Source organism: Rhizobium sp. AC44/96 (genome assembly GCF_001692185.1).
Taxonomy (GTDB): domain Bacteria; phylum Pseudomonadota; class Alphaproteobacteria; order Rhizobiales; family Rhizobiaceae; genus Rhizobium.
Map to the genome: position 1 here is coordinate 25,842 of NZ_LXKO01000010.1, position 26,384 is coordinate 52,225.

Consider the following 26,384-nt stretch of genomic DNA (forward strand, 5'->3'; position numbering starts at 1 on the left):
AAGCCGTATCACGGGAGGATGTAGCATGACCGAGATCGACTATCGCGAATACGAGCATATGAGCCCGTTTGAAATCAAGGACGGGTTGATGAAGCTTGCCAAGCGCAGCTCTCAGAAATCCGCGCACGCCCTGCTCAATGCCGGACGCGGCAATCCGAACTGGGTGGCGACGACGCCGCGTGAAGGCTTCTTCCTGTTCGGGCAGTTTGCATTGTCCGAATGCCGGCGCACCATGGACAATCCGGTGGCCGGTCTCGCCGGCATGCCACAGATGAGCGGCATTGCGGCAAGGCTCACGGCGTGGCTCGGCAAGCATGCGGACGAGCCGGGCGCGGCCTTCATTTCGAAAATCGTCGACCACGGCGTCAAGGCATTCGGTTTCGACGCGGACGCCTTCGTACACGAGCTGACGGATTCGATCATCGGCGACAACTACCCGGTTCCGGATCGGATGTTGGTGCACGCAGAGCAGGTCGCGCACCGCTATCTCCTGTGGGCGATGGGCGCCGATCAGTCCGTCGGAAAATTTGACCTCTATGCGGTCGAAGGCGGCACTGCGGCAATGTGCTACATCTTCAAGTCGCTGATGGCCAACCGGATTCTCAAGAAGGGCGACACGATCGCCATGGGAACCCCGATCTTCACCCCCTACATCGAGATTGCGGAGCTGGAGGACTATGCGTTCCACGCCGTTCACATCCGCGCGACGCAGGAACACCGCTTCCAGTACTCCGACGAGGAACTCAAGAAGCTCGAAGACCCCAAGATCAAGGCATTTTTCATCGTCAATCCAGGCAACCCGACCTCGATGGCCATCGATGCCCCGACGCTGAAGAAGATCGTCACCCTGGTGAAGACCAAGCGGCCTGATCTCATCCTCCTGACGGATGACGTCTATGGCACCTTCGTTCCGCATTTTCGCTCATTGATGGCGGAACTGCCCTACAACACGATCTGCGTCTATTCCTATTCCAAGTATTTCGGCTGCACCGGTTGGCGCCTCGGCGTGATCGGCATTAACGAGAAGAATATTCTCGATGACCGCCTCAAGGAGCTTCCGGCCAAGGAGTTGGAGGCGCTGGACAAGCGCTACATTTCGATCACGCTTGAGCCACGCAAGCTGAAGATGATCGACCGCATCGTTGCCGACAGCCGGGACGTGGCGCTGAACCACACCGCCGGTCTATCCCTGCCGCAGCAGGTGATGATGACCATGTTCTCCATGAGCGAACTGATCGACAGCGAAAAGGTCTATCAGCAGGCCTGCATGGCCATTTGCCACAAACGCGTGAACACGCTTCTCGAGGGACTTCCCCTCGATCTGCAGCCCAACGCCAATTTCGCCGCCTACTACGGAACGATCGACTTCGAATTCTGGCTCCGCAGATATGTCGGCGAGGATATGGTGACCTGGCTCAAGGAGCATGTCCATCCTCTCGATCTCGTCTACAGGCTGGCAGAGGATCATTCGATCGTGCTGCTGAACGGCGGCGGATTTGAAGCGCCTGACTGGAGCGTTCGCGTCTCCTTCGCCAACCTGCCGGATGACGTCTATGACGATATCGGCCGGGCCGTGCGTGCGGTTGGACGTGGTTATGTCGATCGGTTCAACGCATCGAAAAAGTAAGGCAAGACACTGAATTAGAAAGACCGCGTCCTCCAAGGTACGCGGTCTTTCTATTTCTGCAATCCGAATGCTTCAGGTCTCGTCAGAAGGTGCCTCGGCATCAGGCGTCGGCGGCGAGCGTCCGGATATGGGCACCGCACTCTCCTGGTAGTGCCGAATGCCGGCATGAACCGAGGCGAACATGCGGCTCTCACCAAGCCGTTCGGCAAATCCTGACACCCTGACGTAGTCGAGAACATCCGCATTGAGGCTTGCAAGCCAGAGCACGATGCCGCGCTCGGCCAGGCTTCGTTCGCTTTCGATCAACATCTGGAGCGCGGAATATTCGATATCGAACACCGCCCTCAGATCCAGCATGAGCACCCGGGGTTTGTTCAGAACGACCAACTCGCGGATCGTGTCTGCGACATGCTGCGCATTGACGAAGAAGAGCCGGCCTTCCGGTCGCAAGATCAGCAGCCCTTCGACTGTCTCGTCGTTGGGGTGCTCTGGCGAAACCGGTCGCAGGACGTCCCCGCCTCGCTTGCGGCCGATCACATGGATACGTGGGTTTGCGGCCTGGCTGGACAATGCGACCAGGGAGAGGATGATGGCGACGACGATGCCCTGAAGCGTGCCAAAGACAAGCACGCCCAGGAACGCCGCTACGGCCCAGCGGAATTCCATCTTCCGTACATTGCGGATCGAGACGAACTCAGCGGGCTGAATGAGGCCAACGGAGTAGACGATGACGATTGCGGCAAGCACCGCTTGCGGCAGGAGGCCGAGCAAAGGCGCCAGTACCAGCATCGTCGCGGCTGACGCGGCCGCAGTCACGAACGACGCCTTCTGCGTTCGGCCGCCGACTGCACGCACAACGGCGGTTTGTGATGTCCCGCCGCCCGCGGGCATCGCGCCGAAGAAGGCGCCGGACAGGTTGGCAGCACCGGTCGCAATCAGTTCCCTGTTGGCGCGGATCGGCGGGTCCGACTGATCTGCGAACGCGCGCCCTGCGGCGATGGTCTCGGTGAAGCTCATCAAGGCGATGCCGATCGCGCCCGGCAGCAACTGTCTGATCAGGTCGGCGTGCGGCAGCGTCAGCGACGGCAGCGCCTGGGGGATGTGGCCAACGACGGAGACGCCGTGATTGCTCATGCCGAACAGCCATGATGCCGCGATACCGCCGGCGACGACCGCGAGGGGCGCAGGCGAGTGCGGCCACGCGCGCTCCATGAACAGCAACAGGACAAGTGCGATCGCGCCGACAAGCACCGTTGTGATCGACGTTTCGGGAACGTGTTGCAAAAGACTAAGAATATCGCGGAAGAAGCCTTCCTTGGTGAAGTGAATGCCAAGCAGCTTCGGTATCTGGTCCAGCACGATCACCAGCCCGATACCGGCCTTGAAGCCGGTCAGCACAGGCGAGGAGATGAAATTCGCGACAAAACCCAGGCGCAACGCAGACGCAAGGATCAGGAGGACGCCGGTGAGTGCCGTGAGCGTCGCAGTGGCCGTGAGCAGCTTTGCGGGGTCGCCGTCAGGAACGACGAGGGCGAGTTCCGCAGCGGTCAGGATTGCCAGTGTCGTCGTCGAGCTGACGCTCAGTACGCGCGAGGTTCCTAGCAGCCCATAGACAACGGTCGGCACGAAGGCCGTATAGAGGCCCACGCTCACAGGAAGACCGGCCACCGTCGCATAGGCCATGGCCTTCGGCAGGACGACCGCCGCTGCCGTCAGACCCGCAACAATATCCGGCCGCAGCGTCCCTGCTGATGGCCCGATTGGCTGCGCAGTATCTGATGACCGAAGCATGATGTTCTCTTTCCGTATCAAGGCGTCTCGGAAAGCGCGCCAGCCGCAGCCCACGCGCCCATGATTCTAATCCCGGCATGGCGCGGCGGCCAGACAAATGTCCGCAGCACCGGCCGCTTTATCCCGCCATAACGCCGACGATCACGGTTCCCCAGGTCGTAAGCAAGATGTGGCCGATCGGTACCGTCGGCGTGTAGCCAAGAACGGCAACGCTGCTTCCCGACCTGTCCTGGACCGCCGCCATGCCGGCCGTCATCGTCTGGGCACCGGCCAATCCCCCGAGCAGCAGAATGGGATTCATGCGCAGCACGTAGCGCCCGAAATAGAGACCGACGAGCATGGGGATAGCGGTGACGACCATACCTCCCAGCAACAGGCCGACCCCGGCCTCAGCAATGGCGGAGACGAAGACGGGCCCGGCATGCAGACCGGTCATTGCCACGAAGGCGGCGAGGCCAAGCGCGGTCATGAGGGATACAGCTGCATCCGGTATTCTGCCAAACAGCGGAAACTGGGTGCGCAGATGCCCGACGAGCAGGCCGGCAAGCAATGTGCCCACGCTGGTGCTGAGAGATATCCGCATGTCACCGATTGGAACGGTCACGATGATCCCGACAAGACCACCGAGGAATATCGCCAGCCCAAGAACAAAAAAGTCCGTGGTCGTGGTCGGCGCCACGACCACCCCAATCTGCTTGGCGGCCTGCGAAACGACGTTCTCAGGGCCGACGAGACGGACGATGTCTCCGCGTTCGATGACCACGCCCGACGCCAAGGGAATTTCCTGGCCACCACGCGTGATCCCGCGGAGATAGAGGCTCCGTGCCCAGCTCTCCTTTGACAGCCCGTCGATCGTCCGACCGACGAAATTTCGAGACGTCACCAGGACATCCGCCACAGAGACCGGTATATCGAGCAGTGCGCTGTCCTCGACCTCTTCGGCGCGCGGCCCAAGCACAGTGATCAGCGCCTCCCGCGATCCCGACACGGCGATTATGTCACCGGCTTCGAACCGGATCTCCGATGAGCCCTCCAGTATCGTGCCCTGCCTTCGCAACCGCTGAACGAAAAGCCGATGTTCGGGGAACGAGGCTTCCGCAGTCGCCATCGACATGCCGACGATGGGCGCACCTTGGGCGATGCGGTACGCGCGAACCTCAAATCTGCGCCAAGCGGACGCGACACCGGCCGTCGTGCGGGTGATCCCCAGCTCTCGTTCCAGCTTCAGCGCCTCGGCACTCAAGTCCACGCCCAGCAGCTTCGGGCCGACGAGACTGCAAAAAAGGATCACTCCGACCGCACCGAAGACGTAGCAGACGGCGTCGGCAACAGCCACGTGTGCAACGAAACGGGCTCGATCCGCGTCCGGTAGCGGCAATGCATTGATCGCCTCGGTCGCGGTGCCCATCGCCGGGCTTTCCGTGAGCGCACCGGAAACCAGGCCCGCCGCAAAGCCCGGGTCAAGCCCGAGGATCTTGGCAACGACGATGGCGGTGAGTAGGCCGCTCACGCAGACGACGACGGCGAGCAGCACCGGCTTCATGCCGTCCCGCTTGAGAGCCTGCAAGAACTGCGGCCCGACGGAATAGCCGATACCGAAAAGGAATAGGAGGAACAGGAACGACTTCGCCATTCCGGCGATCGGCACTTCAGCGACTTGCCCAATGAAAATGCCAGCGAAAAGGGAGCCGGTGACGGGCCCCAGGCTGAACCCGCCGAGTTTCACCCCGCCAATCAGATATCCGAGGCTGATTGCAAGGAACACGGCGAGCTCAGGATACTTGACCAGAATTTGCTCAATCCACACCATGACTATGCCCCCAACCCACGAGCGTGCCTTGGGCCGGCGTCGGTGGTGCGGCGCCGGCAGCTTTTACCTTTCCCGGCGCCTGCCGCGGCGCCTTAAATTGGCCCGCGAAGATCTCGCCGCCGGCTCCGCCTCCTCAGCGCTTCACCTTCGCGGCGACGGCATCGGGCTTGACCAGCTTCAGCCCCCTCGCCTTTTCGTAGCCATGGATCTCCTTCACATCGAGCTTGCGCATGAAGTCGATGGTCTCCTGCGTCAGCACCTGGCCCGGCACCATGATCGGGAATCCCGGTGGATAGGGAATGACGAAGTTCGCCGAGACCATTTCGGGGCCTTCGCGCAGTCTTCGATCGCACTCGGCACCGTTCAGCGGCACATACTCGCACAACGAGGCATCATAAGCGTTGAAGAAGGCGCTTCGCATGTCGCCCTCTGGCGTCGTGCGGCCAGCATCGCTGCGATACAGCTCGTGGAAGTGGCTGAAATTGGGAAGGTCCGGCACATCTGTCATCAGCGATTTGACGCGCGCCTCAAACGCCGCACGCTCGGCCTCGCCGCCGTCCGCTAGGCGCTTTTCGATGCCATGGCAGATCTCGACGAGGACGCGGATGAGGTGGGCAACATCGCTGCGCGTGTTGTTGATGTTCGATTGCAGCAGCACGCTGTTACGCGAGGTCTTGTTGAGCTGGATATTGTACTCTTTTGCCAGCAGTCCCTTGAACTGCGTTCCGTCGAAGGCGGCAGTGCCGCAAACCAACGTCATGCGCGTCGGGTCCAGATAGAATTCGTCCTCCTGCATAGCCTTGACGGCCGTTGCCCAACTGGAACCCGGCGCGAGGTAGTCCTTGAAGCCCGACTGGCGGTAGGCCGCAGGGATCATCTGGTCGGCGCCGAGGACACGGAAATACTTTGAGATCAATTCGTGTTCGTTGATCGATTGCCGGATTTTGAGCGCGATCTCGATCGCGTTCATCACCAGCCCGTACCCTTCGAGCTCCATCTGCCGGCGAGCGACATCGAGGCTGGCGATGAGCTGCTGGTTCGGGCTCGTCGAAGCGTGCGTGAAGACCGCTTCGTGGAATTGGGCCTCGACCGTATGAAAGTCCACGTCCTTGACCAGCAGCATGGAACCCTGGCGGATGGCAGACATCGACTTGTGCGTCGAGTTGGTTTGGTAGACACGAAGGCGCACGAGGCGCGGATCGGGGATCAGGCGGGTGGCGAGCAGCGTTTCGTCCGGCGGATTATCACCCAGTTCGGCATGCTGCTTTTCGTAAGCCGTTACGGATGCGGGGTCACGTAGCCATTCCTCGAGGTCGGCTGCGGCACCCATTGCCGTGCGCGGACGCAGGAATGGCGAGAAACGGGCAAAACCCGACCAGGCTTCGTCCCAAAGGAAGATGAGGTCTGGCTTGATGGCGAGGCACTCCTCCATCACCCGCCTGACATTGTACATGTGCCCGTCGAAGGTGCAGTTGGTGAGATCAAGCAGCTTCAGCCGATCGAGCCGCCCTTCCGCGCGAAGCGCCAGCAATGCCTGCTTGATCGTGGCAAGCGGCACGGCGCCGTACATCGAGTATTCCGTCATCGGGAAAGCTTCGACGTAATAAGGCTGAGCCCCGGTAAGCACCATTCCGTAGTGATGGGACTTGTGGCAGTTGCGATCGACCACGGCGATGTCACCCGGCGCAAGCAGCGCCTGGACCGCCATCTTGTTGGAGGTCGATGTGCCGTTGGTGACGAAGAACACATGATCGGCGCCAAAGGCGCGCGCCGCCATCTCCTGGGAGCGCTTGATGTTTCCCGTCGGCTCCAGAAGGCTGTCGAGGCCGCCTGTCGTCGCACTGCTTTCCGCCAAGAACAGATTGAGACCGTAAAACTCCCCCATGTCGCGGATCCAGTCGGACTTGAAGACCGACTTGCCACGAGCGATCGGCAGCGCATGGAACGTGCCAATCGGTCGGCGCGCATATTTTTTCAAATTGTCGAAGAACGGCGTTTCAAAGCGCGCCTGGACCCCTTCCAGGACCGCCAGGTGCAATTCGAGCATTTCTTCGACCGCATAGAAAATGCGGCGGATGGCATCGGCTGCCGGGTCTCCGGCGATCTTCTCGACCTGGCGGTCAGAGAGTAGATAGACGTCGAGTTCCGGACGGATCCGCCGCAACGCGCGTGCTAGGCGGAGCGCAGACATGTCAGGACTGTCGGACTCTCCGAGCGGATCTAGAACCGAGCGGAGCACTGGTGCATCATGCCGCGAGCGGTAAGGGAAACCTTCTGCAAGGACAACCGAGATGATGTCAGGGTTCAAGGCCGCGGCACAGACGGCATCCTCGAAGGAGCCGACAATGACGGGTTCATAGATGAAGGCATCTTCCGGGCGGCGCAGCCTGCGGATCTCTCTGGCGAAGGCGGGCCAGCGCGCTGCCGGCTGGCTGTTGACGAACAGCACCTCGAAATAGGGGCGGTGTCCGCCTAGCTCACCGGTCGCCGGCGGCATCATGTCCGCCACCTCGTTCGGTGACATCTCTTCGTGGGCATCCCATTCGGCCGCGCGGCCGCGATAGGCATGTGTCAGCAGACCGTTGGAAATCCGCCGCGCCAGTCGTGCGGCTCCACCTGCGTCGTTGGTCGCGATGCGCTCGCTCAACGCTGTCAGCAATCGCGATCCGGGATAGGCGTGATATTCCTCGACAGCTGCCAAGTCCGCCAGTGCTGCCTCCAATGCCGCCCTGTCTCCGCGCTTGCTGGCCCAGGCGTCGGCTAGGCTGGTCACTGCGCGCCAGTTGTCTGCACGCGCCGAATGTATCAGCAGAAACTGATCGATATGTGCGCTCTTGCTTGGCATCCCGGTCTCCAGATGTGGGTTCTGATTGCAATTCCGCCGTCCCCGCAGCCTTGCGCTCCCGCAGGGTCTGCCGATGGCGCTTGATCCGCTGGTGTTGACGGCAGGTCAGCTCGATGATCGAGCCGACCTCCCAACGTGCGCTGCTCAGGCGAGCAGCATCACGAGCACCATGCCCCAGATGGTCAGCAGCGTGTTGCCGACGGCGTATGTCACCGTGTAGCCGAGGCCGGGGATCTGGCTCTTCGCGCGGTCGTTGATCATCCCAAGCGAAGCGGTCGTGGTGCGGGCACCAGAGCAGCATCCGAGCAGGATCGCCGGATGGAAGCGAAACACGTATTTGCCAACGTACATGGCCAGAACCAGTGGCACGGTCGTGACCACGATCCCCCACAGGAACAGGCTGAAGCCGAGTTGCTGCAGACCGGCGACGAAACCCGGGCCCGACGAGATGCCGACGACGGCAATGAACACGTTGAGACCGACGGAGTTCATGAACCAGACGGTTGGGGACGGGATACGGCCGAAGGTCGGACGAACGGAGCGCAGCCAGCCAAAGAAGAGGCCCGCGATAAGCGCACCGCCCGATGTCGAAAGCGTCAGCGGAACGCTACCAATCTTGAAGGTTAGCGCACCGACCAAGGCGCCGATGGTGATAGCCGCACCGATGAAGGCGACGTCGGCAACATCCGTCTGTGCATCCGGACGGCCAAGATCGCGCGTTGCAGCCGCGGTATCCTGTGTTCGGCCAACGATCGTGAGAATATCGCCGCGATGGATCTTGGTGTTTGGCAGGATCGGTATCTCGGTAGCCGTTGCCCCGCGGACGATCTTGCGCAGGAATACGCCGCGAGAGGCTGGTCGAGCTGCGAGCTCCGCAAGCGTCTTTCCGTCCACGTCCTTGTTGGTGACGAAGACATCTACGCCATCGGCGGGAACAGCGAGAAGCTCGCGGTCGTCCACTTCGTCGGCGACGCTGCCGATGAGATCGACAAGAACCTCGCGGCGGCCGGCCACGGCGACGATGTCTCCAGCCGCGATCACGGTATCTGCCGTGGCGTCCTTCACCACGCCTGCGCGGCGAATGCGCTCGATGAAGACGCGCTCGGTGGGCAAGAGGCCCTCAGCCTCAAGCGCCGTCAGACCGACGATCTTGCCGTTTTCCTTAACCCTGTAGGCGCGTAGCTCGAAGTTGTGCCAGGCTGTTCCGGCGCCACCGAGAGCCTTCTTGCCCCCCTGCTCTTCCTCATAACGCTTGCATTCGGCTTCCAGATCGATGTTGAGCATCGCGGGGCCGAAGAGCGCAAGGACGATGGCCGAGCCGACCGTGCCGAAAATATAGGTGACAGCGTATGCGACCGGCATCGCGTCCAGCATGGCCTTGCTCTGCTCCGGCGGCAGACCGAGGCGATTGATGGCATCGGTGGCAAGCCCCATCGAGGCCGAAATCGTCTGCGAGCCGGCATAAAGCCCGACCGCGGAACCGATATCGTAGCCTGCAAGCAAGGCACCAAAATAGGCTGCCCCCAGGCAGAAGACGCAGACCACAACGGCGAAAAGCGCCTGTGGAATCCCGTCTTTCGCTATCCCGCGCACAAATTGTGGCCCGACGCCGTAGCCGATTGCAAACAGGAACATCAGGAAGAACGTCGGCTTGAGCGGCGGTGAGATAGTAATGCCGAGCTGGCCGATCAGGACCGCAGCGATGAGCGTCGCGGTTACCGCGCCGAGCCCCAGCCCCTTGTAGGTGAATGACCCAAAGTAATAACCCAGCCCGAGTGACAGGAAAATTGCAATTTCCGGATAGGTGCGAAGCGTGCTGACAAACCAGTCGATCATCGGGCCCTCTCTCATTGGGATTGCGGGATGCTCAACATCACGAGGCAATCCGGCCCCGAAGTGCACCCCACCAAATATTTTTTAACGAATACTCTCCTCCGATCCCGCATGACCTCCGGGCCACCGTGATGCTGCCCTAAAGGTCCTCCAACAACCGCCGCTTGCGAAGTAAAATACCGTATTATACCGGACGGGACGTGTATCTTACTCCCCTCGCTTATCCACACGGCCTATCGTGCCGATGGTTAGATGGAGGCATGGTGTGATGGTAGAACCAAAAGCAGATGGTCCCCGTTCGACGATCGAGAGCGCGGAAGACCTGAGGAAGCGTGCGCTGGAGCTTCAACTCGCGGAAATGGACCGCGAGGACAAGATCAAGGAGCGCGAGGCCAAGAAGCACGCCGAGTTTGTCGAAGACTTCTTCAAGAAGCATATCGGCGACAACGAACGCGCAGTCATAAAGCGGCTGGTGATGAAGGCGGCGGCCGACGGAAAGTTCGAGGCGATGGTCTACAGCTTCCCATCGAGCTTCTGCACCGACAGCGGGCGGGCGATCAACAACAGCTTGGCGGGATGGCAGAACACGCTGCAAGGCAGGGCCAAGGAGGTCTACGACCTGTTTGAGGCCGTCGCCAAACCGCAAGGCTATACGCTCAAGGCCATGGTCATCAATTTCCCCGGCGGAATACCGGGCGATATCGGCTTCTTCCTCGGCTGGGAACCGCCGGTGGAGTGATCCGCTATCACCTGCCCCGCCTGACGCCGCCGATTTGACAGCTGAGGCTTGAACGCGATCGAGTGTCGGGGCAGATCTTTGCCCTCGAAGACGACGGCGCGTTTGTGGGTTGGCCCACATACCGCGTCGCGGGGATTGTTGCGTTCTGAACGCGCTAAATCGTCCCCGGGCATACGTCGTTGAAACAGAGCCACGCAGCCGGGCTGGATCGAAAGCCCGGCGTCCAGTCAGCATCAACGCATGAGCATGGCCGGCGACACTCAGATCCCGTCAACGGAAGGTCTACCTCATCCCCCTTTTTCACAGAGGGGATACTCGACCGTCGACCGTAGCCTCCGAAATCATGATATCTCTGCAAGGTGATTGGACAGTGGGAGCGGCAGGGGCACAAAAGGCTGGCCACTAGGGTTTAGGTGGGTGCCGATGCTGGTGCAAATGAATGACTTTGGCCTTGGACAGAGCCTCTTCAATCTCGCTCGAAAGCGCGGTCACCAGCTCTCGGTATTCCAGTCGACGTGACTCACGGATGTCATCTGGAAGCCGTACGATATGCTCCAAGGTCGCCTGTGCATCCGCAAGATCCTCGCACAACCCGCGGAAGCTCTCATCGAACTCAAATAAATCCTCTATCCGCCGAGCTTGCGCCGGAAAAAGCTCAAGCGCAGCCGCGAGGCCTGGTGAAGGTAACGGTTTATCTGAGCTAGACCCCATCGCGCACCTGCAAGGTTCCCCGGCAAGAGATGGATCATCGTATTTCAGTTAAACCATTTATGGACGTATTATACATGAAGATACAGACGAGCCGGCGACCCTGACGATCTCCCTTACCATCGAGACAATTCAACGTGGCTCCCACTTCGGCCGGAAGAACCAACCCGCCACGCGAAATCGAGGCAAATACCGAGCGCACCAAACCGGTGCCATCCCGGCGAAGCCATACCTCTAAAGCCGGTTTCACAAGCACCACAGATACTACATGATGTTACACGTCACTTAGCTCCATCCAAGTTAATATGCCACGAAATGACTGTAACCGAGGACGGTTGTGGGCGTCAGCGCCCGACGGGAGCGGTCACACATACACGGCTGGATGAGATAGCATCCGTCTGCAGCCTTGAATCCCATTAGCAATGCGCCTGGCTCGATACGCCGCAAGTAACGTCGGGCACCCCTAATAAAGCAACAACGGAGGGAAGCATGAGCAAGACGCGCGATTCAGACCGTGAAGCAGGATCTGAAGGAGAAAAAAACAAAGAAAAAGCCTTCAACTATAACAAGCAGATGAAGAAGCTGCAGGTCGAGCTTGCCCATCTGCAGGCGTGGGTCAAGCAATCGGGATTCAGGATTGTCATCATTTTCGAGGGACGCGATGCCGCCGGTAAGGGCGGAATGATCAAGCGAATTCTCGAAAAGGTGAGCCCACGCGTTTTTCGGGTTGTCGCGCTTCCGGCGCCGACCGATCGCGAAAAGTCACAGATTTACATGCAGCGGTATATTGCGCATCTGCCGGCGGCAGGAGAGATCGTTATCTTCGACCGCAGCTGGTACAATCGGCCGGGCGTCGACCGTGTCATGGGCTTCTGCACGGAAAAGAAGGCGCAGCGCTTTCTGGAACTGGCTCCGCGCTTCGAGGCAGCGATCGTGGAAAGTGGCGTGCTGCTGTTGAAATACTTTCTGACGGTCAGCGAGGAGGAACAGGGGCGACGCTTCAAAAAGAGGATTGAGGATCCTGTTCGGCAGTGGAAGCTGAGCCCTATGGATGTGGAATCCTATCGTCGCTGGTGGGACTACACCCGCGCCTATGACGAGATGCTTCGGATGACCGACACCGAACATGCCCCATGGTGGATTGTTCCTTCGGACGACAAGGAGCGGGCGCGCATAAACTGCATCTCGCATATCCTCAAATCCATTCCCTACGAACACGTCAAGTTCGATGAGCCGGATCTTGGGAAGCGCCAGAAGCGACCGCACGACTACGTCGAGGATGATAGCCTCCGCCGCGTCGTTCCTGATGTCACGGCATAGTCTTTCCAGAGCGCGACCGCATCGGTCGGACGGTCAGTTTTGAAGTAGCGAGCGAGAACGATGAATGGCGATGCGACTGTGAAAGAGGACACGCCGCCGGCAGCGCGACCCGGGCAGATCTCGATCGAGGCGCGGGTTAGCGATCTCGTTCGTCTGGGGATCATCGCAGTATTCGCCTACTGGTCAGCGCAACTGGTCGCGCCCTTCGCTCTGATTGTCGTATGGGCGGGTATCCTCACGGTTGCGCTTTACCCGATCTTCGACTTCCTGAGCCGGCTCCTGGGTGGGCGCCGGCTCCTGGCGGCGATTGCTCTTGTCTTCGCCTGCCTGTTCGTGATCATCGGTCCCCTCGCGCTGGTGGCCAGCAACTTTGCGGAGACATTGCAGTCCTTGATCGCAGGCGCTGGAAGCTTCACCCTCCCGCAAGCGCCCGGCCGGCTGAAGGATTGGCCGCTCGTCGGGCCGCAGCTTTACGCGGCATGGAATCAGGCTGCCAACAATCTGGCCGCTGCGATCGTGACATTCCAGGCCCCACTCCGCGAAGTGGGAGGGCTGATTGTCGGAAAACTGGCCTCGATCGGAGGCGGCATACTTAGCTTTATCGCGTCAATTCTTCTTTGCGGCGTCCTGCTCACCGTGGCACCGCGCCTCAACGCAGGCATACAGATCCTGGCAAGCCGGATTGCTGGCGAGCGAGGCGTCGGCTTCGCGAAGCTGGCAGGTACCACAGTCAGGAACGTCTCTCGTGGCGTCATCGGTGTCGCGTTCTTCCAGACGCTCTTGTGTGGTCTGGTTTTCATCGCTTTCGATGTGCCGGCGCGGGGGGCTCTCACTTTCGCGGTGTTCATCCTCTGCCTCATGCAGATCGGACCAGGCCTTATCCTGGTGCCGGCGATCATCTGGAGCTGGTTCTCATGGCCACTCGGGGTGGCCGTTTCGTTCACGATCGTGGCTGTGCCCGTGATGCTTGTCGACAACATTCTCAAGCCGATCCTGATGTCCCGGGGCCTCTCCACGCCGATGCCGGTCATTCTGATCGGCGTCATCGGCGGGACGATCTCGCACGGGTTGCTCGGACTGTTTCTTGGCCCGGTGGTGCTCAGCGTCTTCTACGACCTTCTTCTCGCGTGGGTATGGCCCTCGCCCCTACCTGCACCTGTCGATGGCAGCCAACAAACCGACCAAACCCGAGAGGTCCAACCCGAAAGGCACCCCTGAAAAAATGCATGGGCTTTTGTTAGGAGGTGCCATCCTGATAGCAATAGCGCGACACCTCGCATTCGATTTCCCGGCACAGTTCCTCGTACTCGCCGATGAACCCTGGGTTTGTCGACGTTTCCCTTCGAAATCCATCAAGCGCGCTGGTAGCCAGATCGTATGATTCAAAAAGTTCGCCCACGGTGTCGCCGGCAAGACTGCGAAGCTGGGCGCGCAAGGCAGGCAGCTTCAGCATCAGCTTCTTTCGTCCATTTTCGGGACTCGGTGAATACATTTGACTGCTCGCAATCAGTCGGGACAAAAGGACATACGCAATGGAGCGCACGACGGATCGTTCCATGAGTCACTTCAAAAGAATTTCGGCGATATGACCGCTCTGGGAGAACAGATGCACAGCAATCTGATCGGACGCGTCCTGAAATTTATCGACGTTGGCGATGCGCTTGGCGAGGTTCTCTTCGGCCTGATCATGGCGCTCACCTTCACCGTTGGCGCGCGGCTTGTCGCTGGCGACGAGACACTCGATGCGCGCGATCTGGTCATCGCGACATTGGGCTGCAATATCGCGTGGGGTATCATTGACGCTGTTCTGTTCCTCATTGGGATCCGCATTTACAAGCTCGATCGGGCCCGTGTTTTTCGTGCCATCACCAGCGCCGCGGATGACAAGAGTGCGCTGGCAGCAATTGCCAGGGAATTCCCTCCAGACGAGGGACCATTGACGCTGGACAAACGCGACCAGGACGAGGTCTATGGCTACATGCTGGCGTTGGCCAGGCGCGCGAAGCCATCGACCACCACCTTTTCGCTGGACGATCTCATCGGAGCTTTCATCGTCTTCGTGATCGTCGCGGCGACAGCTATCCCGGCCGTCATCCCCCTTCTCATCATCGACGACAAATACCTCGCTCTGCGCGTCAGCAACGTGCTCCTCGTCGGCTTACTTTATGCAACGGGCCACGCATGGGCACGTTTCGCAGGTTCCCGGCCCTTCGTGGTCGGAATGGCGATGACGGGCCTGGGGCTGATCCTTGTCACCGTCGCCGTCCTGCTGGGAGGATGAGCACCGCCAGATGATGAGCGTAACCGCCGGCCAGGGGCGGCCTCCACGCTCCCGTCTTGGCGGAAAATTCCCCGGCCTGACGCTCTTCGTCCTGCGCAGTTTATGCGATTCTACGTCGCCTGCCCGCGAGGCGTCGTACCGCGCGAGATGTGTTGTCCAGACTACCCAAACGACTTACGCTCAAACGGCTGTCCTACGCAAAAGAGCTGTAACTTTAGATAGTTGAATGAGAATAGGCGCCTCATTAGTCTGGCGTTTCTACTTCACGGGATTGTTGACGCATTCACGCTTGCGTCGATGCTTCCGGGAGTAGTTGTCAAAGAAGAATACGCCCGCCCTGGAAAAACGCCGCCTGCCCTCTCCGTAACTTACACGATGCTACGAGAAAATCGCATCTTCGATGCGTAGTGTGTCTCAGGCAACCCACAGGAGGATTCGGAAGAGCGCAGTCAGGCGGTCATCAGAGAAATTGCGAAATCGTCACTATGCGCCTGCGGCCATGGCGCACCGGGTCAAAGCCAACAGTATGTGTTGATCGGCAGGCACCCGTTCTTACAGAAAGGAAAATCCGATGGCGCAAGATCTCCATCCGGCAGCTATTGAGCACTTGCCAATCTTCATCACGCCGCCCGGTCAGACCGACTACCTTTTCGTCGGCGTCGTTATCTTCCTGATCCTGATGATTTTGATCGTCGGCAATCTTTACTTTCAGCTTCACGCTGTTCCCGAGCGCATGGCACATCGCACCAGCAAGGTGCAGATGGAAATTGTGGCCGTGTTGGCGCTGATTTCGCTCTTCACCCACAATCACCTGTTCTGGATCGCGGGTCTGCTGCTCGCCTTCGTGCACATCCCCGACTTCTCAACGCCGCTCTATTCGATCGCACAATCATTGGGCAAGCTGTCCGGCCGCACGGTTGAAACGACAGACGACCCCGCTCTGGTCCGCGACCAGCCCCCCAAACCCGTCGAAGCGCATGCGAAGGCCGAAGAGCCGGCGAAGAGCGAGACGCAGGGCGAAGGAGCCTGACCATGTTCGAATTGATGCTTTGCTCGCTTCTCACGATCTTCCCGGACTACCTCTACCGACGCTATGCCCAGGGAAAGCGAATTGGCTATGAGATCAACCTCTATACCATGTGGTACGAGCTCCGCTGGGGCATCTCCGCGTGCCTCATGCTCACCATTTCGCTGATCACACTAATCTTCTACTTCCATCCTTCGACGAAAAACGTGACGGCGGTGTTCCGCACGGTGACCATCCTGCCGGAAACGGTTGGGCGCGTCGATGAGGTTTTTGTCGGCCTCAATCAGAAAGTTGAAGCCGGCGCGCCGCTTTTCCGACTGGATGACTCGCAGCAGCGGGCAGCGCTTGAGACGGCGCGCCGGAAAATCGCCGAACTGGAAGCCCAAGCCAAGGTCGCACAAACCGAATTGGTGACAGCTGACGGCCAGATCCAGGAAGCCCAAGGTTCGCTTCAGGTTGCCGTGGACGAATATGAGATGAAGGCCCAGCTCCTGACCAAGGATGCCGTCGCCCGTCGCGAGGTCGAGCGCCTCGCCAACACGATCGAAAGCCGCAAGGGAACGCTCAGCGCCGCAATCGCCAAAAAGGATACCCTCCAGACCCAAATCACAGATCTTCTGCCGTCACAGAAAGCGAGCGCGGAAGCGGCGCTTGCTCAGGCGCAGGTAGAGTTGGACAAGACACTGGTGCGGGCCGGCGTCGCCGGTACGGTTCAACAATTCACCCTGCGGCCAGGCGATGTCGTGAACACCATGATCAGACCCGCAGGTATTCTTGTGCCGGCGACAGCTGGCAAGGGCACGCTGATCGCTGGCTTCGGGCAGATTGAAGCGCAGGTCATGAAGCGAGGAATGATCGCCGAGGCCACCTGCATCGGCAAACCGTTCACCATCATTCCCCTTGTTGTCACCGAGGTGCAGGACGTCATCGCGGCCGGCCAATTGCGGCCTACCGATCAGCTTGTGGATGTCCAGCAGCTGGCGCAACCCGGTACGCTTACGGTCTTCCTGCAGCCGCTGTTCGAGGGCGGACTGGATGATATTCCACCCGGCAGCAGCTGCATTGCCAACGCCTACACGAACAACCACGACGCGCTTGCCGACAAGAATATCGGCGCGGCGAAATGGGTGTTCCTGCACGTGGTGGACACCGTCGGCCTCGTGCACGCGATGATCCTGCGCATGCAAGCGATGCTGCTCCCCGTGCAGACGCTGGTCTTCGCCGGGCACTGAGCCACGGCCCTGATACAAAGGTTTGTTGCAAGACGCTCATGGATCCGGCCGCGTTCAGCGCTCGGATCCATTTCCATTTTCCGAGACCGGCATTGTGTTACCGCCTACTCCGGTCTCATGGATTTGGTCTGTCTGCGAATGCACTCGCTGGCCGCCCCGCCGGAAACACGGCCGCAAGCGCGAGCAAGCAACACGGAAGAATGCACGGCCAGTCGCGATTTGACCATCAAGCCAGACTGTTGCCGTGCGTAACGCAGCAGCGGGGCGACTTCGCGTTAGAAGCGGTTATCCACGCAGAGAATGGCAAGCTCAAGCGCGCTATCAGCCTGTTACCTCGGTGTCGCTCCAGGCAAGGGAGCGACCATCGAGAGCGTGCCCTAGCCGATGCCCTGGGTCAGGCCGAGCAGGAAGACGGCCGACCAGGGGACGTCTCTTGGTGCTCATATCGACCTCAGCGAGACGCGCTCTTCGAGCTTCTCCGCATCCTCCTTGCGCTCACTGTAGCGGTCGGTCAGATAGGCGGAGGCATCGCGGGTCAAGATCGTGAATTTGACGAGCTCCTCGCATACATCGACGACCCGGTCGTAGTAGGACGACGGCATCATCCGCCCCTCGGCGTCGAACTGCTCGAACGCCTTCGCGACAGAAGACTGGTTCGGGATGGTGATCATCCGCATCCAGCGGCCGAGAACGCGGAGCTGGTTGACTGCGTTGAAGGATTGGCTCCCGCCGGAGACCTCCATCACCGCTAGCGTCTTGCCCTGTGTCGGCCGGACGGAGCCGACCGAGAGCGGTATCCAGTCGATCTGCGCCTTCATGATGCCCGTCATCGCGCCATGTCGCTCCGGACTGATCCAGACCTGCCCCTCCGACCACGCCGAGAGGTCGCGAAGCTGCTGCACCTTGGGATGGGTGGCGGGCTGCTCGTCTGGAAGCGGAAGTCCTTTTGGATCGAAGATGCGGACCTCACATCCCATGCGCTCCAGCAGGAGCCGGGATTCGTGAGCAAGGAGCCGGCTGTACGAGACCTCACGCAGCGACCCGTAGAGTATGAGGATGCGCGGCTTATGAGTGGCGAAGACAGGCCGCATGGATTCGGCGTCGGGCATCCGGAAGTGAGCTTCTTCCAAAACTGGGATGGTTTCAGACAACGCGCTTCCCCTCGGCATCAATGACCTTCTCACCGTCCTCTTTGCTGAACGCTCCTTGGTGAGTGTCCGGAAGGATGTCGAGAACGACTTCCGAAGGGCGCGCAAGACGCGTCCCCATAGGCGTGATGACGAATGGTCTATTGATCAAGATCGGATACTGCAACATCGCATCCAGAAGCTGATCGTCCGTCAGGTCAGCGTTGTCGAGCCCGAGCGCCGCGTAGGGTGTACCCTTTTCCCGGATCGCTTCCCGGACAGTCAGTCCGGCGTCCGCGATCATCTTCACCATCTCTTCCCGCGACGGCGTCGTCTTCAGATACTCGATGACGGTCGGCTCGATCCCCGTATTGCGGATCATAGCCAGCGTGTTGCGGGAGGTGCCGCAGTCAGGGTTGTGGTAGATCGTGACGTTCATGATGCAGTCTCCACGGTGGGGGCGTCCGAAGCAGCCAGGTGATCAGAAGGAAGGCGCACAGTGCGCCGATGAGTTCCGCCGCCACGAACCCCGGAAGGTCGACAGGGCGAATTCCGGAGAAAGTGTTCGTGAACGCACGCGCGACGGCGACGGCAGGATTCGCAAATGACGTCGAAGACGTGAACCAGTAGGCAGCCGTGATATAGAGGCCGACCAACCACGGAACTGACTTCCGATCGAAGCGCACGCCGAGGAGAATAGTCGAGACGAGGCCAACGGTGGCAACCCCTTCCGCGAGCCATTGGCTCGCTCCGGAGCGCTCCTTCGTTGACCATTCGAGAAATGGGTGCGCGAACATCGTGTGAGCCAGCACCGTGCCCGCGATGCCGCCGACGATCTGAACCGCGACGTAGGCAGGCAGATCGCGCTTGGTCAGCGTACGCGACAGGGCAAATACCAGCGACACGACCGGATTGAAGTGCGCCCCGGATATCGGGCCCAGCACCGTGACGAGAACCACGAGGATCGCACCCGTCGCTAGCGTATTTCCAAGGAGCGCCAGCGCCGTGTCCTGCGTGAGCGAGGAAGCCATGATGCCGGAACCGACGACGGTCGCGACCAGGAGAGCGGTCCCTATGGCTTCGGCAGCCAGCCGTCGTGGAAGATCAAACGACTGCATCAGATCGCTTTCTTAGACACCGACGTCGCCCGGTCCATGGGGCGCGCGCAGCAGGCCGCGACGTCGGCGGCCGGAGCGCATATCTCCGGATGGCCGGCGCAGCAATCCTCCAGCAGGAACCGAACAAGCGCGCCGAGCGCGTTGTAGCTTGCGCTGTAGATGATCGACCGGGCCTCGCGCTTCTGCAGTACGAGCCCCGAGCGTTCAAGTTCCTTCAAGTGGAAAGAGATGTTCGACGGCGAGACGCGCGCCTTCTCTGCGAGCGCCCCCGCAGCAAGGCCATCGGGACCGGCGACGACGAGCATGCGCACGATCTGCAGGCGGGTTTCCTGTGAGAGGGCCGCAAAGGACATGAGAGCTTGACGTTCTTCCATATTTCAATATTCCTTGAAATGTTGAATCAGGAGATATCCGAAATGGACACGATCGACAAGACACTTTCGATGGACATCGATCTGGGCACGCTGCTTGGGTCGCTGGACGGTATCGAGGCGCTGCCTCTCGTCTTCCGATACGACGGCCGCAGCGTCAGGCCCGCATGTGACGGAGGTGAAGAGCGGGCGATTCGACACCCTTGACTGCCGCGCGAACACGGAGAGTTGGACAGAGATATTCATTCAGCTCTGGGACGTCGACGAGGAAGGCAGAACTCACATGCCTGCCGGGAAGTTCTGCGCGATAATCCGGAAGGTCTCCGAACGTGTAGGCCTACCAAGGACAGCCCGGGTGACCTTCGAGGTCAGCGACGGCATCCACCAATGCAGCTCTACTGCGCGTCGTTGCCATCGATGCCGATCGGGAGGCATCGATGTCGAACTTCTCCCGCGTTCGGCAAGCTGCAAGCCACGTGACCGCTGGTTGTCCGAGAGCACTGCGGAGGCGGCTGCTTACTACGCGCCGGCTGCTTCCAACAGCAGTTGTTGCAGGCAGTTCCAAGCAGGAGAAAACTGACGGGAGCGGCACGGATTCTGCCGCCCCTCACCACAAGGCCGGCTGCAACACGAATCGGAACCTCCTGCAACAGAAATGCAGTTGCAGCATTGTTGCAGGTAATTGCTGACAATGTTGCAGATTGGCCTAGACGCCTTTCTGACATGTCAACAAAAATTGCCAAACACTATCATAGGGTTGTGGCGGAAGAGGTGGGATTCGAACCCACGGTACGGTTTCCCGCACGCCGGTTTTCAAGACCGGTTCCTTAAACCACTCGGACACTCTTCCATCAGATTGATTTGATTGCCAATCGCCACGTCCCATCGTGTGACGATGGAACAATCGGCTTGCGACCAGATCAGACAATGAGGCTTTATAGCCGTTCGGATCGCAGCGTCAACCGCTTCCGCGCGGCTGTCCCTCTTGAACGCAATCTGCGGGCAAACGCCCCGAGACATCAATGGCTCGAGACGTGCCCGCAGAACAATTCGACCTAGCGGTTCAGTGCGCGATCGTTTTTCTGTTGGCCAGAAGCAGGATGTAGTCGTCCGCTGCGTCGGCAATCGCCATCGCGACTTCCGCAGGCGCCCATCCCTTTCGTTGCGCCTCCCGGATGATCTCGTGAAGCGCTGGCTCGACCTCCGCGCGGCAATCGAGAAGTCGTTGGTCATGCGTGGTATCACTGCGAACAGATTGGAGATTGATCATGACTGGCACCCCTCATTTTCAGGGTTCTACCATGACATAGATTGCAGGTTGAGCAAGCGATTGCTGAAGGAAAGATGAAATTTGGCTTGATGTGAGGTTTTTCGATTACATCACAACGAACGCGTTCGTCCGAGAACGGGATTGATTCGGCGCAGATTTCGAACTGAACAGGTCCCTTGACGCGTTTTCGCGCAGTGACTGGTGCCAACGTCAGGGAAGCTGGCGGATATCTAAGGAACGCCCGCGCAGATCAATTTTCGTTGATTTAATTAGCGTTCTTCCGGGTACTTTAATTAAGAGAATTTGCATATATGGACATAACGAAGCCATATCTTAGGCATGCACTACTCCTTCAACGCGACGGCAAGGAAATACTCGGCGGGAAAAGGTTTTCGCGATCCCGTGGCGGACCGGCGCCCCTCGCCTCCGGCCGAAAATATCGCCTTGGTTGTATTTCCTGCGACCTCGCCCGACCAGTCGGATCAATGGCGCTATACGATAGCGTGTGAATACCGAATGGCGTCGGGTCCACGTAACACCAACGCATATTGGGTGGCCTTGCGCGCCGTAGCGGATCGCATATCCTTCTCCACGGAGGGGGCGGTCAATGCGTTTTACAATCGATTCCGCGGCTAGGGTCCGCGCGCGGCCAACCGTTTCAACTTCGTTCTGACTCGGCGTTCAATTCTTTGTTTTTCCAGAAAGGAACATGCGCATGGAAAGTGCAGGCGTTGGTTGGGTTGCAGCCATCATCATCGGCGGGATTGCCGGTTGGCTGGCGGAAAAATTCATGAACAGCAGCATGGGCGTGTTCATGAACATCATTCTGGGGATTGTCGGAGCGATCGTGGCGAACGCGATCCTTTCCGTTTTCGGCGTCGTTCTCGGCGGATGGATCGGTTATCTCATCGCCGGCTTTGTCGGCGCCTGCATCCTCATTGCGGTCGGGCGGGTCATCCGCCGCTGAGTTTCACGTATTTAAAAATGCCGGGCGCCTCGGCGTCCGGCCTTGTCTTTTTGGGATACTGGAACCGCTTTCTATCGACGGCTCATCAATCCGAACAGATAAGCGACACCGGCGGTTACGGCGAGCGCGAAAATCGGTTCCTCGCGCACCTTATCGCGCACCCGCTCCGTCATGACCGATGCTTCATCTGCGACAGCAGTCTTTGCGCCCTGCCCCAGCGCCACAACGCTTTCGGACAGGCGGGCAAGGTCTTCCCGCAGCGCCGCGACCTGCGCGGAAAGATCGTCAGCTGCCACCTCTACCTTAGCTCGCGTAGCGGCGGACTGGGCGGAGGCAGTTTTCATATCGGCCATTGTCTACTCCTCTTTTCTCGGGATGCTTGGTCAACGAAATAACCCCTGCAAAGGTTCCCGCGGCTGGTCTCTTTTGTTGCGTGTCAGACGGTCTGAACCGGCCCGGATATAACGCAGAGCTTTTGTCGCGATAACCCTTCATTTCCGTACGGGTTTGCTCTAAGGAACGTCAAATGCTTTGCCCGCGAACGGGCGATAGAATGCGAGGTTTGCGTTTCGATGTTCGATATTCTGCGAAGAGCCGCCCAGACTTGGGTTGCCAAGCTCCTCATGCTTCTCCTGGTCGCCTCCTTCGGCATATGGGGCGTTTCCCGCTCGCTGATCAGTGGTGGGAACAGTACCACTGTCGTCACCGTCGGCAACCAGCATGTCGACGTCAACGAATTCCGTCTCGCCTACCAGCGTCAGGTGGCAAACCTCAGCCAGCAATTCGGCATGCGCCTGACGCCCGAGCAGGCCCGCGCCTTTGGCGTCGAGCAGCAGGTTCTGGCGCAACTGGTGGCCGGCGCGTCGCTGGATCAGCTGGCCGACGACATGAACCTCGGACTGTCGCAGGATCGGCTGGCACAGCTGATCGGTGATGACCCGGCTTTCAAGGCTGTCAACGGTCAGTTCGACCGGTCGCTGTTCACATCGCGCCTGCGCAATGCCGGCATCCGCGAAGACGACTATATCAAGGAACGCAGCAAGGTTGCTGTCCGCAGCCAGATCGTGGATGCCGTCTCCAACGGCTTCACCGCTCCGAAGACGCTTGTCGACGCTCTGAGGCAGTACCGCCAGGAAAGCCGTGGCATCGACTATCTTCTCCTGACGAATGCGAATATTGAACCGATCAAGGCTCCGGCGGACGACGTGCTCGCAAAGTGGTTCGAAGGCGCAAAGCCTCGCTTCCGCGCCCCGGAATATCGCAAGTTCGCCTATCTGAAGCTGCAGCCGGAAGACATCGCCGATGTCGGCTCCGTCACCGACGACCAGATTCGCGAAGACTTCGACAAGCGCAAGGACAGCTATCGCACGCCGGAGCTCCGTACCGTCGAACAGCTCACCTTCCAGAACAAGGACTTGGCCAACGCAGCGGCCACGGCCCTGAAGACCGGCACCACCTTCGATCAGCTGATCACCGATCAAGGCAAGACCGCGAGCGACGTGTTCCTCGGCGAGTTCTCGAAGGACAAGGTTCCGGATCAGACCGTCGCCGACGCCGCGTTCGCGGTGACCAAGAACGGCGGAACCACGGCTGTTGTCGAAGGTTCCTTTGGTCCTGTCATCCTGCGCATCAGCAACATCAAGCCGGAATCCACGAAGAGCCTGGACGAGGTCAAGGAAGAGATCCGCAAGCAGCTTGCGGTCACCAACGCCTCGCAGGAACTCATCAACATTCATGACCAGATCGAGGATCTCCGTAGCTCCGGCTCCACGCTCGAACAGATCGCCACGCAGCTGAAACTGAAGGCTGTCGTGATCGACGCCGTGGATTCGACGGGCCTCGACAAGAGCGGCAACGAGGTCAAGGACATTCCGGCCAAGCAGCAGGTTCTTGCTGCCGCCTTCAAGACCGAGGCTGGTGCCGATGTACCCTCACTGTCGATCGGCACGGATGGCTATCTGTGGCTCGACGTCCGTGAAGTGACGCCCGAGCGCGACCGTCCGCTTGCCGAAGTTCGCGACAAGGCCGTCGCCGACTGGACCGCGGAACAGCAGAAGGCCGAACTCGCCAAGAAGGCCGATGAGTTGAAGCAGCAGGCGCAGAAGGGCACGTCCCTTGCCGATCTCGCCGCTCCCCTCGGCATTACAGTCGAAAGCAAGAGCGGCATTACCCGCGGCATGGACGATGCGGTGCTCGGCAATGCCGGCGTCACGGCTGCATTCGCTGGTCCGATCGATACCGTTGCCAACGCCGTCGGCGCCGACCCAACGACACAGATCCTGCTGAAGGTCACGGAAGTCAATCCGGAAGCGACTGGTGACGTGCTCAACAACCAGGACCAGCAAATCACCACAATGGCCAACGCCGCCGGCGACGACATTCTCGATCAGATGGTCAACCTGCTGCAGACGCAGTACGGCGCATCGATCAACCAGCAGCTGGCAGAACAAGCAACCGTCCGCTAGGGAGAGCGAACCGCATGACCGATCTGAAGCCGCTTCTGGCCAAGGCTGCGAACCGCGAACCGCTGACACGCGAGGAAGCGCGCCAGGCGTTCGACATCCTGATGTCCGGTCAGGCGACACCTTCGCAGATCGGCGGCTTTCTGATGGCCCTGCGTGTGCGTGGTGAGACCGTCGACGAGATCGTCGGCGCGGTCAGCACCATGCGCTCAAAGATGCTGACCGTGGAGGCACCTGCCGATGCGATTGACATCGTCGGTACCGGCGGCGACGCCAGCGGTACCTATAATATCTCGACGCTGGCGGCGCTGATCGTCGCCGGCGCCGGTGTTCCGGTCGCCAAGCACGGTAATCGTGCGCTGAGCTCCAAATCCGGCGCCGCCGACAGCCTCGCCGCACTCGGCGTCAAGCTGGACATTCCGCCGGAAGTGATCTCGCGCTGCATCCATGAAGCCGGCGTCGGCTTCATGTTCGCCCAGCAGCACCACTCCGCGATGCGCCACGTCGGCCCGTCGCGCGTCGAGCTCGGCACGCGCACCATCTTTAACCTTCTCGGTCCGCTCTCCAATCCGGCCGGCGTGCGCCGCCAGCTGCTCGGCGTCTATGCCCCGCAATGGGTGGTTCCGATCGCCGAAGTCATGCGTGATCTCGGCTCGGAAAGCGTCTGGGTCGTCCATGGCAGCGGTCTCGACGAGATCACCACGACCGGCAGTACGAATGTTGCAGTCCTTGAGGGCGGCAAGATCCGTACCTTCGAGCTGTCTCCGGCGGATTTCGGCCTGCAGCCGGTCAAGCTGGAAGCGATCAAGGGCGGTGACGGCGTTGTGAATGCGGCGGCACTTCGTGAGGTCCTCAGCGGCGCCAAGAATGCCTATCGCGATATCGCGCTGGCCAACGCAGCTGCATCCCTCGTGATCGCTGGCAAGGCGGAGGTCTTGCGCGACGGTATGCGGCTCGCCACTGAATCGCTGGATAGCGGCGCCACCGCGGCGGCGCTCGACAAACTCATCGCCGTGTCGAACGATATCGACTAGGATCGTGATATGACGGATATTCTCAAGAAGATCGAACTCTACAAGCTGGAGGAGATCGCCGCTGCGAAGGCGAAGGTTTCGCTCGCAGACCTCAAGGCGATGCAAGCCGGGCAATCCGCTCCCCGCGGCTTCCACAAGGCACTCGTGGACAAGCGTGAAGCCGGCAATTTCGGCCTGATCGCGGAAATCAAGAAGGCCAGCCCTTCCAAGGGATTGATCCGCCCCGATTTCGATCCGCCGGCGCTCGCCAAGGCGTATGAACTGGGCGGTGCGGCCTGCCTGTCGGTGTTGACCGATACCCCAAGCTTTCAGGGTGCGCCGGAACTCCTGACCGCCGCGCGGGCCGCCTGCGACCTTCCTGCACTCCGCAAGGACTTCATGTTCGACACCTACCAGGTGCAGGAGGCCCGTGCATGGGGCGCTGATTGCATTCTGCTGATCATGGCCTCGCTCTCCGACAGCGATGCCGAACGCCTGCAGGACGAAGCGTTTGGCCTCGGCATGGACGTTCTGGTCGAAGTTCACGATGCCGAAGAGATGGAACGCGCCCTGAATCTCTCCTCCCCGCTGGTCGGCATCAACAACCGCAATCTGCGGACTTTCGAAGTCAGCCTGACGGTAAGCGAAGAGCTTGCTGGCATGGCGCCGGCCGATCGGCTGCTCGTCGGCGAAAGCGGCATTTTCACCAATGCCGATTGCAAGCGGCTGCACACTGTCGGCATCAACACCTTCCTCGTGGGTGAAAGCCTGATGCGCAAGGACGATGTGACGGCCGCGACCCGCGCCCTGCTCTTCGACAACGCCACGATGGCGGCCGAGTAA

24 protein-coding genes and 1 tRNA gene are annotated in these 26,384 nt (G+C 60.1%); 13 read left to right on the plus strand and 12 right to left on the minus strand.

Going from position 1 to position 26,384, the window contains the following annotated elements; all coding sequences use genetic code 11:
• The first annotated feature begins 25 nt into the window (after positions 1-25).
• Positions 26-1,627 carry a bifunctional aspartate transaminase/aspartate 4-decarboxylase gene (locus A6U87_RS10790; protein WP_065691269.1) on the plus strand — a complete coding sequence of 534 codons (1,602 nt, stop codon included), beginning with the start codon at positions 26-28 and terminating at the stop codon, positions 1,625-1,627.
• Positions 1,628-1,699: 72 nt separating this feature from the next.
• On the opposite strand, the gene A6U87_RS10795 is transcribed toward A6U87_RS10790, so the two are convergent.
• The 4 genes from A6U87_RS10795 to aspT (A6U87_RS10810) all read right to left on the minus strand — a co-directional run bounded on the left by A6U87_RS10795 (position 1,700) and on the right by aspT (A6U87_RS10810) (position 9,909).
• Positions 1,700-3,418 (minus strand): SulP family inorganic anion transporter, encoded by a 1,719-nt coding sequence (locus A6U87_RS10795; protein WP_065691270.1) that lies wholly within the window; start codon positions 3,416-3,418, stop codon positions 1,700-1,702.
• A gap of 118 nt (positions 3,419-3,536) precedes the next feature.
• A complete protein-coding gene (aspT, locus tag A6U87_RS10800) occupies positions 3,537-5,228 on the minus strand; it encodes an aspartate-alanine antiporter (RefSeq protein WP_065691271.1) in 1,692 nt (563 codons plus the stop codon).
• 133 nt (positions 5,229-5,361) lie between these two features.
• Positions 5,362-8,073, minus strand: coding sequence for a decarboxylase (locus A6U87_RS10805; protein ID WP_065691272.1), 2,712 nt, complete (start codon positions 8,071-8,073; stop codon positions 5,362-5,364).
• A 144-nt stretch (positions 8,074-8,217) separates the two neighbouring features.
• On the minus strand, positions 8,218-9,909 hold the full coding sequence (gene aspT / locus A6U87_RS10810) for an aspartate-alanine antiporter (RefSeq protein WP_065691273.1): 1,692 nt from the start codon (positions 9,907-9,909) through the stop codon (positions 8,218-8,220).
• 265 nt (positions 9,910-10,174) lie between these two features.
• On the opposite strand from aspT (A6U87_RS10810), the gene A6U87_RS10815 reads away from it, so the two are divergent.
• From A6U87_RS10815 to A6U87_RS10830, 3 genes are all read left to right on the plus strand, one after another.
• Positions 10,175-10,645 (plus strand): hypothetical protein, encoded by a 471-nt coding sequence (locus A6U87_RS10815; RefSeq protein ID WP_065691274.1) that lies wholly within the window; start codon positions 10,175-10,177, stop codon positions 10,643-10,645.
• Positions 10,646-11,842: 1,197 nt separating this feature from the next.
• A complete protein-coding gene (ppk2, locus tag A6U87_RS10825) occupies positions 11,843-12,673 on the plus strand; it encodes a polyphosphate kinase 2 (RefSeq protein WP_065691276.1) in 831 nt (276 codons plus the stop codon).
• Positions 12,674-12,733: 60 nt separating this feature from the next.
• Positions 12,734-13,891, plus strand: a complete 1,158-nt coding sequence (locus tag A6U87_RS10830) for an AI-2E family transporter (protein ID WP_065691277.1) — start codon at positions 12,734-12,736, stop codon at positions 13,889-13,891.
• Positions 13,892-13,910: 19 nt separating this feature from the next.
• Here the strand turns inward: A6U87_RS10830 and A6U87_RS10835 are convergent, their stop codons facing one another.
• Positions 13,911-14,231, minus strand: a complete 321-nt coding sequence (locus tag A6U87_RS10835) for a hypothetical protein (protein ID WP_342587885.1) — start codon at positions 14,229-14,231, stop codon at positions 13,911-13,913.
• Positions 14,232-14,279: 48 nt separating this feature from the next.
• On the opposite strand from A6U87_RS10835, the gene A6U87_RS10840 reads away from it, so the two are divergent.
• The 3 genes from A6U87_RS10840 (at position 14,280) to A6U87_RS10850 (ending at position 17,213) form a co-directional block, all read left to right on the plus strand.
• Positions 14,280-14,954 carry a VIT family protein gene (locus tag A6U87_RS10840; protein WP_065691279.1) on the plus strand — a complete coding sequence of 225 codons (675 nt, stop codon included), beginning with the start codon at positions 14,280-14,282 and terminating at the stop codon, positions 14,952-14,954.
• 571 nt (positions 14,955-15,525) lie between these two features.
• Positions 15,526-15,984: a hypothetical protein gene (locus tag A6U87_RS10845; RefSeq protein ID WP_065691280.1), complete on the plus strand. Its 459-nt coding sequence runs from the start codon at positions 15,526-15,528 to the stop codon at positions 15,982-15,984.
• A gap of 2 nt (positions 15,985-15,986) precedes the next feature.
• A complete protein-coding gene (locus tag A6U87_RS10850) occupies positions 15,987-17,213 on the plus strand; it encodes an HlyD family secretion protein (protein ID WP_065691281.1) in 1,227 nt (408 codons plus the stop codon).
• Positions 17,214-17,653: 440 nt separating this feature from the next.
• Here the strand turns inward: A6U87_RS10850 and arsH are convergent, their stop codons facing one another.
• From arsH to A6U87_RS10870, 4 genes are read right to left on the minus strand one after another with little or no spacing between them, the layout of a single operon-like run.
• Positions 17,654-18,382, minus strand: a complete 729-nt coding sequence (gene arsH / locus A6U87_RS10855) for an arsenical resistance protein ArsH (protein ID WP_065691282.1) — start codon at positions 18,380-18,382, stop codon at positions 17,654-17,656.
• On the minus strand, positions 18,357-18,779 hold the full coding sequence (arsC, locus tag A6U87_RS10860) for an arsenate reductase (glutaredoxin) (protein WP_065691283.1): 423 nt from the start codon (positions 18,777-18,779) through the stop codon (positions 18,357-18,359). Before arsC ends, arsH begins: the two co-directional genes overlap by 26 nt.
• A complete protein-coding gene (locus tag A6U87_RS10865; protein WP_065691284.1) occupies positions 18,751-19,458 on the minus strand; it encodes an MIP/aquaporin family protein in 708 nt (235 codons plus the stop codon). Before A6U87_RS10865 ends, arsC begins: the two co-directional genes overlap by 29 nt.
• On the minus strand, positions 19,458-19,832 hold the full coding sequence (locus tag A6U87_RS10870) for a helix-turn-helix transcriptional regulator (protein WP_065691285.1): 375 nt from the start codon (positions 19,830-19,832) through the stop codon (positions 19,458-19,460). The genes A6U87_RS10865 and A6U87_RS10870 overlap by 1 nt, the downstream gene beginning before the upstream one ends.
• A 42-nt stretch (positions 19,833-19,874) precedes the next feature.
• Here A6U87_RS10870 and A6U87_RS30430 point away from each other — a divergent pair, with 42 nt between their 5' ends.
• Both A6U87_RS30430 and A6U87_RS10875 read left to right on the plus strand, forming a co-directional pair.
• Entirely contained in the window at positions 19,875-20,036 is a 162-nt protein-coding gene (locus A6U87_RS30430) for a hypothetical protein (protein WP_244499467.1), read from the plus strand.
• Positions 20,008-20,409 carry a DUF6428 family protein gene (locus A6U87_RS10875; protein WP_244499470.1) on the plus strand — a complete coding sequence of 134 codons (402 nt, stop codon included), beginning with the start codon at positions 20,008-20,010 and terminating at the stop codon, positions 20,407-20,409. The genes A6U87_RS30430 and A6U87_RS10875 overlap by 29 nt, the downstream gene beginning before the upstream one ends.
• 180 nt (positions 20,410-20,589) lie before the next feature.
• Here A6U87_RS10875 and A6U87_RS10880 read toward each other — a convergent pair.
• Both A6U87_RS10880 and A6U87_RS10885 read right to left on the minus strand, forming a co-directional pair.
• Positions 20,590-20,679: transfer RNA gene (locus tag A6U87_RS10880), tRNA-Ser, on the minus strand.
• Between the two features lie 213 nt (positions 20,680-20,892).
• Positions 20,893-21,099 (minus strand): hypothetical protein, encoded by a 207-nt coding sequence (locus A6U87_RS10885; protein ID WP_065691286.1) that lies wholly within the window; start codon positions 21,097-21,099, stop codon positions 20,893-20,895.
• Positions 21,100-21,814: 715 nt separating this feature from the next.
• On the opposite strand from A6U87_RS10885, the gene A6U87_RS10890 reads away from it, so the two are divergent.
• Positions 21,815-22,066 (plus strand): GlsB/YeaQ/YmgE family stress response membrane protein, encoded by a 252-nt coding sequence (locus tag A6U87_RS10890; protein WP_065691287.1) that lies wholly within the window; start codon positions 21,815-21,817, stop codon positions 22,064-22,066.
• A 71-nt stretch (positions 22,067-22,137) separates the two neighbouring features.
• Here the strand turns inward: A6U87_RS10890 and A6U87_RS10895 are convergent, their stop codons facing one another.
• Complete coding sequence (locus A6U87_RS10895) at positions 22,138-22,419, minus strand: hypothetical protein (RefSeq protein WP_065691288.1); 282 nt, start codon at positions 22,417-22,419, stop codon at positions 22,138-22,140.
• 219 nt (positions 22,420-22,638) lie between these two features.
• Here A6U87_RS10895 and A6U87_RS10900 point away from each other — a divergent pair, with 219 nt between their 5' ends.
• The 3 genes from A6U87_RS10900 to trpC are packed head-to-tail and all read left to right on the plus strand — an operon-like array spanning position 22,639 to position 26,384.
• Positions 22,639-24,531, plus strand: coding sequence for a peptidylprolyl isomerase (locus A6U87_RS10900; RefSeq protein WP_065691289.1), 1,893 nt, complete (start codon positions 22,639-22,641; stop codon positions 24,529-24,531).
• A gap of 14 nt (positions 24,532-24,545) precedes the next feature.
• On the plus strand, positions 24,546-25,562 hold the full coding sequence (trpD, locus tag A6U87_RS10905; RefSeq protein WP_065691290.1) for an anthranilate phosphoribosyltransferase: 1,017 nt from the start codon (positions 24,546-24,548) through the stop codon (positions 25,560-25,562).
• Positions 25,563-25,571: 9 nt separating this feature from the next.
• Positions 25,572-26,384, plus strand: a complete 813-nt coding sequence (gene trpC, locus A6U87_RS10910) for an indole-3-glycerol phosphate synthase TrpC (RefSeq protein ID WP_065691291.1) — start codon at positions 25,572-25,574, stop codon at positions 26,382-26,384.